This window comes from Lysobacter sp. Root916, from assembly GCF_001429785.1.
Lineage (GTDB): Bacteria > Pseudomonadota > Gammaproteobacteria > Xanthomonadales > Xanthomonadaceae > Lysobacter.
In genome coordinates, this window is the sequence record NZ_LMJF01000012.1 from 205,912 (window position 1) to 219,416 (window position 13,505).

Below are 13,505 nucleotides of genomic sequence, written 5' to 3' on the forward strand. Positions count from 1 at the left end.
GCGCCATGCCGCTGACCGAACTGCTGCCCGACGTGGCGGCGGTGCCGGCCGGCCTGAGCATCACCGGGCTCACCCTGGACAGCCGCGCGGTGCGCGCGGGCGATGCCTTCGTCGCGATCGCCGGCTTCGGCGCGCACGGGCTTAAGTTCGTCGCCCAGGCGCGTGCCGCCGGCGCCAGCGCGATCCTGTTCGAGCCGCCCGCGCCGCAAGACCTGCCGGCGCCCGACGACGCCATCGCCGTGCCGGGCTTGCGCGCGCGCCTGGGCGAGATGGGCGACCAATTCCATGGCCGCGCCAGCGCCGCGATGAGCATGGTCGGGGTGACCGGCACCAACGGCAAAACTTCGACCGTGCAGTTGCTGGCGCAGGCCTGGAATCTGCGCGGCCTGCGTTGCGGCACCATCGGCACGCTCGGCGCCGGGCTTTACGGCCAGATCGTGCCGACCGGCTTCACCACTCCGCTGGTGCTGCAGCTGCACGAGCTGCTGGCCGACATGCACGATGCCGGCGCCCAGGCGGTGGCGATGGAAGTCAGCTCGCACGCGCTCGATCAGGGTCGCGTCGACGGCGTGCATTTCGATGTCGGCGTGTTCACCAATCTCACCCGCGACCACCTCGACTACCACGGCGATATGGCCAGCTACGGCGCGGCCAAGGCGCGGCTGTTCGCGTGGCCGGGTCTGAAGGCGGGCGCGATCAACCTGGACGACGAGTTCGGGCGCACGCTGCACGCGGGACTGTCCGCGAGCGTGCGTGCGATCGGCCTGAGCTCGCGCGGCGCCGACGGCGCCGACCTGCGCGCCGAGCGCCTGAGCCTGGACAACCGCGGCATCGGCTTCGACCTGGTGGTCGACGGCCAGGTGCACGCGGTGGCCTCGCCACTGCTGGGCCGTTTCAATGTCGACAACCTGCTGGCGGTCGCGGGCGCACTGTACGCGCTGGGCGATGCGCCCGCGCAGATCGCCGCGACGCTGTCGCAGCTGCAGCCGATCCACGGCCGCATGAACCGCCTCGGCGGCGACGGCCGCCCGCTGGTGGTGATCGACTACGCGCACACGCCCGACGCGCTGGATCAGGCCCTGAGCTCGCTGCGCGGTCACGCGCGCGCGCGCCTGATCTGCGTATTCGGCTGCGGCGGCGAACGCGACCGCGGCAAGCGCCCGCAGATGGCCGCGATCGCCGAGGCGCGCGCGGACACGGTCGTGGTCACCGACGACAACCCGCGCGGCGAGAACGGCGACGCCATCGTCGCCGACATCGTCGCCGGCTTCGCCCATCCCGAACGCGCGATCGTGCTGCGCGACCGCGCCGCCGCGATCGCCCGCGCGATCGCCGATGCCGGCGCCGACGACATCGTGCTGGTGGCCGGCAAGGGCCACGAGCCCTATCAGGAAATCGACGGTGTGAAGCACGCCTTCGACGACACCGACGTCGCGCGCGCGGCGCTGGAGGCGCGAGCATGAAGTCGCTGCGCCTGTCCGAGATCGCACGCATGACCGGCGGTCGCCTGCACGGCGAGGATGCCTCGGTCGCGTCCGTGGTCACCGACACCCGCGCCCTGGCCGAGGCGCGCGATGCGCTGTTCGTCGCGCTCAAGGGCGAGCGTTTCGACGGCCACGACCACGTCGCCGCCGCGGCCGCCGCCGGTGTGGCCGGCGCGCTGGTGTCGCGCCAGATCGACAGCGCGCTGCCGCAGGTGGTCGTCGCCGACACCGAGCGCGCGCTGGCCGCCTTCGCCACCGCCGTGCAGCGCGAGCGCAACGCCACGATCACTCTGGCGATCACCGGCAGCAGCGGCAAGACCAGCGTCAAGAACCTGACCATCGCGATCCTGGAACGCGCGGGCCGCGCCTACGCCACGCCCGGCAACCGCAACAACGAGATCGGCATGCCGCTGGCGGTGTTGGCCGCGCCCGAAGACGCGCAGTACGCGGTCTATGAGATGGGCACCGGCGCGCCAGGCGATATCGCCTACCTGACCGCGATCGCGCCCGCGCGCGTGGCCCTGGTCAACAACATCGCGCCCGCGCATCTGGAGCGCATGGGCAGCCTGCTCGCGATCGCCGATACCAAGGCCGCCGTCTACGACTCGCTGCCGCCGGACGGCGTGGCGGTGATCAACGCCGACGACGCGTTCGCGCCGTATTTCGCCGAGCGCGCGCACGGCCGCCGCCTGATCCGCTTCGGCCTGGATGCCAGTGCCGACGTGAGCGCGCGCGACATTCGCCTGGGCGAGGAGGGCTCGCAGTTCGTGCTGACCGCGCCGCAGGGCGAGGCCGCGATCGCGCTGGCCATTCCGGGCCGCCACAACGTGCGCAATGCGCTCGCCGCGGCCTCGCTGGCGCTGGGCGCCGGGGTGGCGCTGGACATCATCGCGGCCGGCCTCAACGCCGCGCGTCCGGTGTCCGGGCGTCTGGTCACCCACCGCCTGCGCAATGGCGCGGTGCTGATCGACGACAGCTACAACGCCAATCCGGGCTCGGTCGCGGCGGCCATCGACACGCTCGCCGACGCCACCGCGCACGGCCGCGCGGGCGAGGGCTGGCTGGTGCTGGGCGACATGCGCGAACTCGGGGCGGACGGCGCGGCGATGCACGCCGAGGCCGGCCGTCGCGCCAAGGGCGCCGGGCTCAAGCGCCTGTTCGCGCTGGGCGCGCTCAGCGCCGAAGCGGCGCGCGCGTTCGGCAAGGGCGCCACGCATTACGACAGCCACGAGGCGCTGGCACAGGCGCTCGCGGCGGAGCTGCGCGAGGGTGTGCGCGCGCTGGTGAAAGGTTCGCGCGGTAGCGCGATGGATCGAATCGTGACAGCGCTGCTGGCCAGCGACGCGTCGCCGAACGGGGAGGAACCGACGCATGCTGCTTGAACTGACGCGCTGGCTGGAACAACTGCAGAGCCTGTTCGGCCTGTTCGGCTATCTGACCTTCCGCGGCATCCTCAGCGCGCTGACCGCGCTCGGACTGTCGCTGTGGTGGGGGCCTGCGGTGATCCGCAAGCTCGCCCAGTACAAGGGCGGCCAGCCGATCCGCAAGGACGGCCCGCAAACGCATTTCTCCAAGGCCGGTACGCCGACCATGGGCGGCGCGTTGATCATCATGACCGTGCTGGCCTCGGTGCTGCTGTGGGGCGACCTGCGCAACCGCTACGTCTGGCTGGTGCTGGCGGTGATGCTGGCGTTCGGCGCGATCGGCTGGTACGACGACTGGATCAAGATCGTGCACCGCGATCCGAACGGGTTGAAGTCGCGCTGGAAGTATCTGCTGCAGTCGATCTTCGGCCTGGCCGCGGGCATCTTCCTGTACTACACCGCCGACGCCCCGGCCGCGACCACCTTCTATATCCCGATGCTGAAGTCGATCGCGCTGCCGCTGGTGGGCGTGACCTTCATCGCGATCGCCTATTTCTGGATCGTCGGTTTCTCCAACGCGGTCAACCTGACCGACGGCCTGGACGGCCTGGCGATCATGCCGACCGTGCTGGTGGCCTGCGCGCTGGGCGTGTTCGCCTACGCCTCGGGCAATGCGGTGTTCTCCAACTATCTGCAGATTCCGCAGGTGCCGGGGGCGGGCGAGCTGGTGATCATCTGCGCGGCCATCGCCGGCGCGGGATTGGGCTTTTTGTGGTTCAACACCTATCCGGCGATGGTGTTCATGGGCGACATCGGCGCGCTGGCGCTGGGCGCGGTGCTGGGCACGGTCGCGGTGATCGTGCGCCAGGAACTGGTGCTGGTGGTCATGGGCGGCGTGTTCGTGATCGAAACCCTGTCGGTGATGATCCAGGTCGCCTCGTTCAAGCTCACCGGCAAGCGCGTGTTCCGGATGGCGCCCATCCACCACCATTTCGAGCTCAAGGGCTGGCCCGAGCCGCGCGTGATCGTGCGCTTCTGGATCATTTCGGTGGTGCTGGTCCTCGTCGGCCTGGCGACCTTGAAGGTGCGCTGATGAACGACACCGCCGCACGCCAGGCAACACGACTGGACGCCATCCACGGACGTTACGACCCGTGGCTGTTGGCGGTGTCGTGCGCGCTGGCCTGCGCCGGTCTGGTCATGGTCGGCTCGGCCTCGATCGGCATCGCCGACGGGCTCGACGTCGGACCGTTCTATTTCCTGGTCAAGCACGCGATCTTCCTGGCCGTGGGCCTGGTGGCGGCGGTGTGGCTGATGCGCACCGAGCTCAAGACCCTGGAGCAGTACAACCAGGTGCTGCTGCTGGTGTGTCTGGTGCTACTGCTGGCGGTGTTCGTGCCCGGCATCGGCAAGAGCGTCAACGGCGCGCGTCGCTGGTTGAACCTGGGCGTGTCGAATTTCCAGGCGGTGGAAGCGGTCAAGCTGCTCTACATCCTGTGGCTGGCCAGCTACCTCAAGCGCTTCAGCGAAGACATCTCGGCGACCTGGATGGCGATGCTGAAGCCGATCGGCGTGGCGGTGGTGCTGGTGGCGCTGCTGCTGCTGCAGCCCGACTTCGGCTCCTCCTCGCTGATCCTGGCGATCACCGCCGGCATGCTGGTGCTGGGCGGCGTGAACATGCCGCGCATGTTCGGCCCGGTCCTGATCGGCCTGCCGGTGCTGGCGATCGTCGCGATCGCCGAACCCTACCGCGTGAGCCGACTGACCTCGTTCCTCGATCCCTGGTCGGACCCGTTCAAGACCGGCTACCAGCTCACCAACGCCTTGATGGCGGTCGGCCGCGGCGAATGGCTGGGCGTGGGCCTGGGTGCGTCGGTGCAGAAGCTGTCCTACCTGCCCGAGGCGCACACCGACTTCATCCTGGCGGTGATCGCCGAGGAGTTCGGTTTCGCCGGCGTGTGCACCGTCGTCGGCATGTACGCGCTGCTGACCGGGCGCGCGTTGTGGATCGGCCTGAAGTGCGTGGAGATGCGCCGCCATTTCTCCGGCTACGTCGCCTTCGGCATCGCCTTGTGGATCGGTCTGCAGAGTTTCGTCTCGATCGGCGTGAACCTGGGCCTGCTGCCGACCAAGGGCCTGACCCTGCCGATGATCTCCTCCGGCGGTTCCAGCGTGATCATGACCTGCGCCGCATTGGGCGTGCTGTTGCGCGTGTCCTACGAACTCGACCGCGCCCAGCGCCAGGTCGCGCGCCTGCGCACCGAGGCCACCCAGCCCTCGGCCGGCGTGCCGGCGACCGCGAATCCGTTGCCGGCCGGCGTCGCCGCCGATCCGGTGCGCGGCACCAGCCGCCTGCGCCAGCGCATCGAGCCCAGCCTGGGGAGGACGGCATGAGCCTGAGCAAGGCCGCCACTGATTCCGACCTGCATCCGGTGATGATCCTCGCCGGCGGCACTGGTGGGCATATCTTCCCGGGCCTGGCGGTCGCGCGCGCGTTGATCGCGCGCGGCACTCCGGTGCTGTGGCTGGGTGCCGACGGCGGCATGGAAACGCGTCTGGTGCCGCAGCACGGCATCGCGATCGACACCATCGCGGTGCGCGGCATCCGCGGCAAGGGCGTGGCCGCGCTGCTGGCGGCGCCGTTCAAGGTCGTGGGCGCGGTGCGCGCGGCCGCGCAGGTGCTGCGCCAGCGCCAACCGCGCGCGGTGATCAGCTTCGGCGGTTACGCGGCCGGGCCGGGCGGCATCGCCGCGCGCCTGGCCGGCATTCCGCTGATCGTGCACGAGCAGAACCGCGCGCCGGGCCTGACCAATCGCGTGCTCGCCAAGTTCGCGCGGCAGGTGCTGACCGGCTTCCCGGACACCTTCGCCAACGGCAAGGAAGAGGTCGTCGGCAACCCGGTGCGCGCCGAGATCGCCGCGCTGGCGCCGCCGGCCGAACGCTATGCCGGCCGCAGCGGTCCGCTGCGTTTGCTGGTGCTGGGCGGCAGCCAGGGCGCGCGCGCGCTCAATGCCGCGGTGCCCAAGGCGATCGCCGGCCTGCGCGGGCGCCTGAGCTATGAAGTGCGCCACCAGTGCGGCGAGAAGCTGCGCGAGGATGCGGTGCGCGCCTATGCCGAGGCCGGCGTGGCCGCATCGGTCGAGCCCTTCATCGCCGACATGGCCGCGGCCTACGCCTGGGCAGACCTGGTGATCTGCCGCTCCGGCGCGCTGACCCTGGCCGAGCTGTGCGCGGCCGGCGTGGGCAGCGTGCTGGTGCCGTTCCCGCAGGCGGTCGACGACCACCAGACCAAGAACGCGCAGTTTCTGGTCGACCGCGGCGCAGCCCAACTGCTGCCGCAAAGCACCGACCTGGCCGAACGCATCTCGGCCACGATCGAAATTCTCGGCGAGCGCGAGGGCTTGTTGCAGATGGCGCTGGCCGCGCGCGCGCTGGCCAAACCCGACGCGGCCGAACGCGTCGCGGACATCGTCCTGGAGCAATCGAACATGAGGAAGCCGGCATGAGTACGGCCCTGCGCCGCCGGCTGCAGCACACGGGCGATCTCGCCAAGGCCTTCCCGCGCGTGCATTTCGTCGGCATCGGCGGCACCGGCATGAGCGGCATCGCCGAGGTCATGTGCACGCTGGGCTATCAGGTGTCCGGCTCGGACATGGCCGACAACGCGGTGACCCGTCGCCTGGCTTCGTTGGGCATCGCCGTGCATCGCGGCCACGCCGCCGCCAACGTGCTGGGCAGCGACTGCGTGGTGGTGTCCAGCGCGATCAAGCGCGACAACCCGGAGCTGATGGAAGCGCGCGCGCAGCGCATTCCGATCGTGCCGCGCGCGGAGATGCTGGCCGAACTGATGCGCTTCCGCCGCGGCATCGCGGTCGCCGGCACCCACGGCAAGACCACCACCACCTCGCTGGCCGCCAGCGTGCTGGGCGAGGGCGGCATCGATCCCACGTTCGTGATCGGCGGTCAGCTGCTCGCCGCCGGCGCCAACGCGCGCCTGGGCGGCGGCCAGTGGCTGGTGGCCGAGGCCGACGAGAGCGACGGCAGTTTCCTGCGCCTGAACCCGCAGATCGCGATCGTCACCAATATCGACGCCGACCACCTGGAGAACTACGGCGGCGATTTCGCCAAGGTCCTGGCCGCGTTCGAGGAATTCCTGCACCGCCTGCCGTTCTACGGCCTGGCGGTGTTGTGCATCGACGACCCCAAAGTCGCCGCGCTGGCCGCGGAAACCCCGCGCCACGTCATGACCTACGGCTTCGACGAGGCCGCCGACGTGCGCGCCGAGGACGTCGAGCAGCACGGCCCGAACATGCGCTTCACCCTGTGCCTGCCGGACGCCACCCGCACCGCGGTGACCCTGGCGCTGCCGGGCCGTCACAACGTGCAGAACGCGTTGGCCGCGGCCGCGGTGGGCTGGCAGTTGGGCGTGCAGCCCGATGCGATCGCGCGCGCGCTGCAGAACTTCGCCGGCATCGGCCGTCGCTTCAACCTGCTCGCGCAACTGCGCACCGCCAAGGGCGCGAACGTGCAGCTGGTCGACGACTACGGCCATCACCCCAAGGAATTGGAGGCCGTGTTCGCCGCCGCGCGCGGCGGCTGGCCGGACAAGCGCCTGGTGGTGGCGTTCCAGCCGCACCGCTACAGCCGCACCCGCGATCTGTTCGACGAATTCGCCGCGGTGCTGTCCAGCGTCGACGCGCTGGTGCTGACCGAGATCTATCCGGCCGGCGAAGCGCCGATCGCCGGCGCCGACGCCAAGTCGCTGGCGCGCGCGATCCGCGCGCGCGGCCGCATCGATCCGGTCGTGGTCGGCGGCGCGGCCGAGCTGGCCGCGGTGCTGCCCGACGTCCTCAACGACGGCGACCTGCTGCTGATGATGGGGGCCGGCGACATCGGCCATGCCGCCCAGCAGATCGCCAGCCAAGGTTTTCAGGGAGAATCCAAGTGAGTTCGCAGTTCGCACCGCTCCGCGTCACCGATCCGGCCGTGTTCGGACGGGTCGCCGTGCTCATGGGCGGCACCAGCGCCGAGCGCGAGGTGTCGCTGGATTCCGGCCGCGGCGTGCTCGAGGCGCTGCGCTCGCGCGGCGTCGACGCGTTCGCGATCGACGGCATCCCCGCGCTGATCGAGGCGATCCAGGCCGGCCGCGTCGACCCCACCAAGCGTGTCGATAGGGTCTTCAACATCCTGCACGGCAACAAGGGCGGCGGCGAAGACGGCGTGCTGCAGGGCGTGCTGGAAGCGCTGGGCGTGCCTTACACCGGCTCGGACGTGCTCGGCTCGGCGCTGGCGATGGACAAGATCCGCACCAAGCAGGTGTGGATGGCCGAAGGCCTGCCGACCCCGCGCTACAAGCGCATCGCCAAGGGCGAGGACGTGCATGCGGCGGCGCGCGAGATCGGCCTGCCGGTGATCATCAAACCGTCCAGCGAAGGCTCCAGCGTCGGCGTCTCGCGGGTGCTGGCCGATGCCGACATCGACGAGGCCGTGGCCCTGGCCGCGCGCTACCCCGGCGAGATGCTGATGGAGCAGATGGTGATCGGCGACGAGCTCACCGTCGCGGTGCTGATCGATGGCGACGGCTACACCGCGCTGCCGTCGATCCGGATCGTGCCCAAGGGCCCCTGGTACGACTACCACGCCAAGTACATCGCCGACGACACCCAATACCTGTGTCCGGGCCTGGAAGGCGAGGTCGAGGACGAGATCCGCCGCATCGCGATGCGCGCCTTCGTCGCCGCCGGCTGCAAGGGCTGGGGCCGGGTCGACGTGATGCGCGACCGCGTCAGCGGCCAGCTGTATCTGATCGAGGTCAACACCGCGCCGGGCATGACCAGCCATTCGCTGGTGCCCAAGGCGGCGCGTCAGCTCGGGATCGAGTACGACGAGCTGTGCTGGCGCGTGCTCGAGGCGACGGTGCAAGGAGGTGCCACGGCGTGAACGCCATGCTGCGCCTCATCGGTTGGCTGCTCGCGCTGGCGCTGGTCGCGCTGCCGGTGGTCGCCGTGCTCAACGGCTGGATCGGCGCGGGCCAGTGGCCCTTGCGCAAGCTGCGCGTGACCGGGCAGTTCGATCGCGTCGACGAGGCGCTGTTGCGACGCACGCTGTTGCCTTACGCGCAGCGCGGCTTCTTCGCGGTCGATCTGGCCTCGGCGCAGGCCGCGGTGGCCAAGCTGCCGTGGGTCGAGCATGCCGAGGTGCGCAAGCGCTGGCCGGACGTGCTGGAAGTGAGCGTGGCCGAGCACCGGCCGTTCGCGCGCTGGGGCGACGACCGCCTGCTGTCCGAGCAGGGCCGGCTGTTCCCGTCCAAGGGCATCCAGGTGCCCAAGGGCCTGCCGCAGTTCGCCGGGCCGGAAGCGCGGGTGGCCGAGGTGGTGGCTTTGTACAACGAGTCGCGCGCGATGTTCGCGCCGATCGGAATGGAGGTGCAGCGGGTCGAGATCGACCAGCGCGGCAGTTGCACCCTCGGCCTGGTCAACGGCGCCGCTCCGGGCGGTACCGAAGTCGTGGTCGGACGCGATCAGGCGCGCGCGCGGCTATCGCGCTTCGTGCGGCTGATGCCGCGCTTGCTGGCGCAACGGGTGCAGATCCTGGCCCGCGCCGACCTTCGCTACACCAATGGTTTCGCGCTGTCGTGGGCGCCGGTCACGGCGCCTTCGGCCGCAACGCAACAGCAGCAGGAAAAGTCATGAATCGCAAAGGCGACAAATCGCTGATCGTCGGCCTCGACATCGGCACCTCGAAGGTGGTCGCGCTGGTGGGCGAGTATTCGCCCGGCAACCCGATCGAGGTCATCGGCATCGGATCGCACGAATCGCGCGGCCTCAAGCGCGGCGTGGTGGTCGATATCGAGTCGACGGTGCAGTCGATCCAGCGCGCGATCGAGGAAGCCGAGTTGATGGCCGGCTGCGAAATCCGCTCGGTCTACGCCTCGATCTCCGGCAATCACGTGCAGTGCCGCAATTCGCAGGGCATCGCCCCGATCCGCGACGGCGAGGTCACCTACGGCGATCTCGACCGCGTGCTGGAGGCGGCCAAGGCGGTCGCGATCCCGGCCGACCAGAAGATCCTGCATGCGATCCCGCGCGATTACGTACTGGACGATTCGCAGGAAGGCATACGCAACCCGGTCGGCATGAGCGGCGTGCGCCTGGAAGTGCACGCCCACCTGGTGGTGTGCGCGCAGTCGGCCGCGGCCAACATCAGCAAGTGCGTGCAGCGCTGCGGTCTGCAGGTCGACGACCTGGTGCTGAGCGTGCTCGCGTCCAGCACCGCGGTGCTGACCAGCGACGAGCGCGAACTGGGCGTGGTCCTGGTCGACATCGGCGCCGGCACCACCGACATCGCGGTGTTCGTGCAGGGCGCGATCGCGCACAGCGCCAGCCTGGCGATCGCCGGCGACAAGGTCACCGAGGACATCGCCCACATGCTGCGCACGCCCACGCCCGAGGCCGAGCAGATCAAGGTCCGCTACGCCTGCGCGCTGGCGCAGATGGCGACCGCCGAGGAGTCGATCCAGGTGCCCAGCGTCGGCGACCGGCCGCCGCGGCGCATGCCGCGCCACTCGCTGGCGCAGGCGGTGCAGGCGCGCTACGAGGAGATCTTCGAAATGATCCAGGCCGAGCTGCGCCGTTCGGGTTTCGAACAGCACGTGCGCGCGGGCATGGTACTGACCGGCGGCGCCGCGAAGATGGAAGGCGTGGTCGAACTGGCCGAGGAAATGCTGCAAATGCCGGTGCGCGTGGGCATCCCGCAGCACGTGACCGGCTTGGGCGAGGTGGTCGGCAACCCGGTCCACGCCACCGGCGTCGGCCTGTTGCTGATGGGCAGCCAGATCGAACACCCGCGGCGCAGCTCGGTGATTCCGACCGGTCGCGCCGGCAGCTTCTTCAACAAGATCAAGAACTGGTACCGCGGCGAGTTTTGACGGCCGGGATTCGAGATTCGGAATTGGTTAGAGCGGCGGGCGAGAAGACGGCGAGCGAAGGATTTGCAACACGTTCCAAAAACGGCAGTGCACCAAAAACGTCGGTGGTGAGGACGAAAGGCGAGGGGCCCGCTTCTGCGAATCCCCAATCCCCAATCCCCAATCCCGGCACTTATAAGAGGACGAGGACATGGCACATTTCGAATTGGTTGAAAAAATGGCCCCGAACGCGGTCATCAAGGTCGTCGGCGTGGGCGGCGGCGGCGGCAACGCCGTGGCGCACATGGTCAGCGGCAACGTCGACGGCGTGGAATTCATCACCGCCAACACCGACGCCCAGGCGATCAAGAACTGCGGCGCCAAGCTGCAGCTGCAGCTGGGCAGCAACGTCACCAAGGGCCTGGGCGCGGGCGCGAATCCGGAGGTCGGCCGTCAGGCCGCGCTGGAGGATCGCGAACGCATCATGGACGCGCTGACCGGCGCCGACATGGTCTTCATCACCGCCGGCATGGGCGGCGGCACCGGCACCGGCGCCGCGCCGGTGGTGGCGCAGCTGGCCAAGGAGATGGGCATCCTGACCGTCGCCGTGGTCACCAAGCCGTTCCCGTTCGAAGGCCGCCGCCGCATGCAGGTCGCGCTCAAGGGCATCGAGGAGCTGTCGCACCACTGCGACTCGCTGATCACGATCCCGAACGAGAAGCTGATCACCGTGCTCGGCCGCAACGCCACCATGATCCAGGCCTTCCGCGCCGCCAACGACGTCCTGCTGGGCGCCGTGCAGGGCATCGCCGACCTGATCGTGCGTCCGGGCCTGATCAACGTCGACTTCGCCGACGTGCGCACGGTGATGAGCGAGATGGGCCTGGCGATGATGGGCACCGGCTCGGCGCGCGGCGACGATCGCGCCCAGGCCGCGGCCGAATCGGCGATCCAGAACCCGCTGCTGGACGACGTCAACCTGTCCGGCGCCAACGGCATCCTGGTCAACATCACCGCCGGTCCGGACTTCACCATGGCCGAGTTCGACGAGGTCGGCCGCACCATCGAGGGCTTCGCCTCCGAGGATGCGACCGTGGTCATCGGCACCGTGCTCGATCCGGACATGCAGGACGAGGTCAAGGTCACCGTGGTCGCCACCGGCCTCAACCGCGTCGCCGCCAAGCAGTCGGTGCGCGGCCAGGGCTACGAGCGCGAATCGCAGCGTGCCCCGATCCAGCTGGTGCGCAATGCGACCACCGGCCAGCCGGAGTTCTCGGCCATGGACGAAATGCCGTCCTCGCCGATGCCCAGCTTCGGCGGCAGCCTGCGCGGCGGCTCGCGTCCGGTCGAGACCTCGGCCCCGGCCGTGGCCGACTTCGGCAACGACAGCAGCTACCTGGACATCCCGGCGTTCCTGCGCCGGCAGGCGGACTGAAAGGCGAGGAGTGAGCGTAGAGGAGTGAGGAGCGAGTAAGAGCGGTTTTCGCTCACTTCTCACTTCTCCGGGCTCGCTCCTGCTGTACATCCCCGGGCCGGACTCGTCCCCTGGCCCGGGGGGCAACACTCCGCCGCACGCTTCGGCGCACGGCGTTTGGACCGGTCGACCCGTCCCTAGGCGGGTCGACCGGTCGGTTTCTCCGTGCGAGGCTCCGGTATAGGAACTCGGGTGGGACATTGCGTCCTTTCCGTTCAGGTTCAGGGTCCTGCGTGCTACCCTTGCGCGGTTTCGACCCCGTCCCGATAGTGATGGAGTCGGCCGCAAGACCAGAATCCACGACCGGCCGCCGTTCCCCAGCAGCCCAGGCAGATCCTCTCCGAACCATGTTGCGTCAGCGCACTCTCAAGAACGTGATCCGCGCCACCGGCGTGGGCCTGCACAGCGGCGAGAAGGTCTTTCTCACCCTGCGCCCGGCCCCGGTGGATAGCGGCATCGTGTTCCGGCGCGTCGATCTGGATCCGGTGGTGGAGATCCCCGCGGCCGCCCAACTGGTCACCGAGACCGTGCTGTGCACCGGCCTGACCCAGGGCGCCGGCAAGGTCATGACCGTCGAACACCTGTTGTCGGCCCTGGCCGGCCTGGGCATCGACAACATCTTCATCGAACTGTCCGCGGCCGAAGTGCCGATCATGGACGGCTCGGCCGGCCCCTTCGTGTTCTTGCTGCAGTCGGCGGGCATCGCCGAGCAGGAGGCGCCCAAGCGCTTCATCCGCATCAAGCGCCTGGTCGAGGTCCGCCACGGCGACAAGGTCGCGCGCTTCGAACCCTACGACGGCTTCCGCCTGGGCTTCACGGTGGTGTTCGACCATCCGGCGATCCCGGCCTCGCAGTCGCGCGCGGAAGTGGAGTTCTCCACCGAGAACTACATCCGCGAGGTCAGCCGCGCCCGCACCTTCGGCTTCATGCGCGATCTGGAGTACATGCGCGAGCGCAACCTCGGCCTGGGCGGCTCGATGGACAACGCGATCGTGCTGGACGAGTTCCGCGTGCTCAACGACGACGGCCTGCGCTACGCCGACGAATTCGTGCGCCACAAGATCCTCGACGCGGTCGGCGACCTGTACCTGGCCGGGCACCCGATCATCGGCGCCTACGAGGGCTACAAGTCCGGCCACGCGCTCAACAATCAGCTGGTGCGCGCCCTGCTGGCCGAGCGTTCGGCCTGGGAAGAAGTCACCTACACCGACGTCGACGCGCCGCCGGTGGCCTACGGCGAGCCGGTCACGGCCTGAGCCTCGCGCCCGACCCGGCAC

General features: G+C 69.7%; 11 protein-coding genes. All 11 read left to right on the forward strand.

Translation table 11 applies throughout. From position 1 onward, the window contains the following. The first annotated feature begins 5 nt into the window (after nt 1-5). Complete coding sequence (locus ASE35_RS10560; RefSeq protein ID WP_057164013.1) at nt 6-1,463, forward strand: UDP-N-acetylmuramoyl-L-alanyl-D-glutamate--2,6-diaminopimelate ligase; 1,458 nt, start codon at nt 6-8, stop codon at nt 1,461-1,463. Beyond that, the gene (gene murF / locus ASE35_RS10565) at nt 1,460-2,866 is read left to right on the forward strand and encodes a UDP-N-acetylmuramoyl-tripeptide--D-alanyl-D-alanine ligase (protein ID WP_057163806.1); all 1,407 of its coding nucleotides are present in this window, start codon (nt 1,460-1,462) and stop codon (nt 2,864-2,866) included. Before ASE35_RS10560 ends, murF begins: the two co-directional genes overlap by 4 nt. Then, nucleotides 2,856-3,941 carry a phospho-N-acetylmuramoyl-pentapeptide-transferase gene (gene mraY, locus ASE35_RS10570; RefSeq protein ID WP_056179171.1) on the forward strand — a complete coding sequence of 362 codons (1,086 nt, stop codon included), beginning with the start codon at nt 2,856-2,858 and terminating at the stop codon, nt 3,939-3,941. Before murF ends, mraY begins: the two co-directional genes overlap by 11 nt. Further along, complete coding sequence (gene ftsW, locus ASE35_RS10575) at nt 3,941-5,242, forward strand: putative lipid II flippase FtsW (RefSeq protein ID WP_056179173.1); 1,302 nt, start codon at nt 3,941-3,943, stop codon at nt 5,240-5,242. Before mraY ends, ftsW begins: the two co-directional genes overlap by 1 nt. Beyond that, a complete protein-coding gene (gene murG / locus ASE35_RS10580) occupies nt 5,239-6,354 on the forward strand; it encodes an undecaprenyldiphospho-muramoylpentapeptide beta-N-acetylglucosaminyltransferase (RefSeq protein WP_057163807.1) in 1,116 nt (371 codons plus the stop codon). Before ftsW ends, murG begins: the two co-directional genes overlap by 4 nt. 8 nt (nt 6,355-6,362) lie before the next feature. Next, complete coding sequence (gene murC / locus ASE35_RS10585; RefSeq protein WP_056179962.1) at nt 6,363-7,796, forward strand: UDP-N-acetylmuramate--L-alanine ligase; 1,434 nt, start codon at nt 6,363-6,365, stop codon at nt 7,794-7,796. Continuing rightward, nucleotides 7,793-8,788 carry a D-alanine--D-alanine ligase gene (locus tag ASE35_RS10590; protein ID WP_057163808.1) on the forward strand — a complete coding sequence of 332 codons (996 nt, stop codon included), beginning with the start codon at nt 7,793-7,795 and terminating at the stop codon, nt 8,786-8,788. Before murC ends, ASE35_RS10590 begins: the two co-directional genes overlap by 4 nt. Next, nucleotides 8,785-9,540 carry a cell division protein FtsQ/DivIB gene (locus ASE35_RS10595; RefSeq protein WP_057163809.1) on the forward strand — a complete coding sequence of 252 codons (756 nt, stop codon included), beginning with the start codon at nt 8,785-8,787 and terminating at the stop codon, nt 9,538-9,540. The genes ASE35_RS10590 and ASE35_RS10595 overlap by 4 nt, the downstream gene beginning before the upstream one ends. Continuing rightward, nucleotides 9,537-10,775, forward strand: coding sequence for a cell division protein FtsA (gene ftsA, locus ASE35_RS10600; RefSeq protein WP_056179184.1), 1,239 nt, complete (start codon nt 9,537-9,539; stop codon nt 10,773-10,775). Before ASE35_RS10595 ends, ftsA begins: the two co-directional genes overlap by 4 nt. 190 nt (nt 10,776-10,965) lie before the next feature. Next, entirely contained in the window at nt 10,966-12,189 is a 1,224-nt protein-coding gene (gene ftsZ, locus ASE35_RS10605; RefSeq protein ID WP_056179188.1) for a cell division protein FtsZ, read from the forward strand. Between the two features lie 386 nt (nt 12,190-12,575). Then, on the forward strand, nt 12,576-13,484 hold the full coding sequence (gene lpxC / locus ASE35_RS10610; protein ID WP_057163810.1) for a UDP-3-O-acyl-N-acetylglucosamine deacetylase: 909 nt from the start codon (nt 12,576-12,578) through the stop codon (nt 13,482-13,484). The last annotated feature ends 21 nt before the right edge of the window (nt 13,485-13,505 follow it).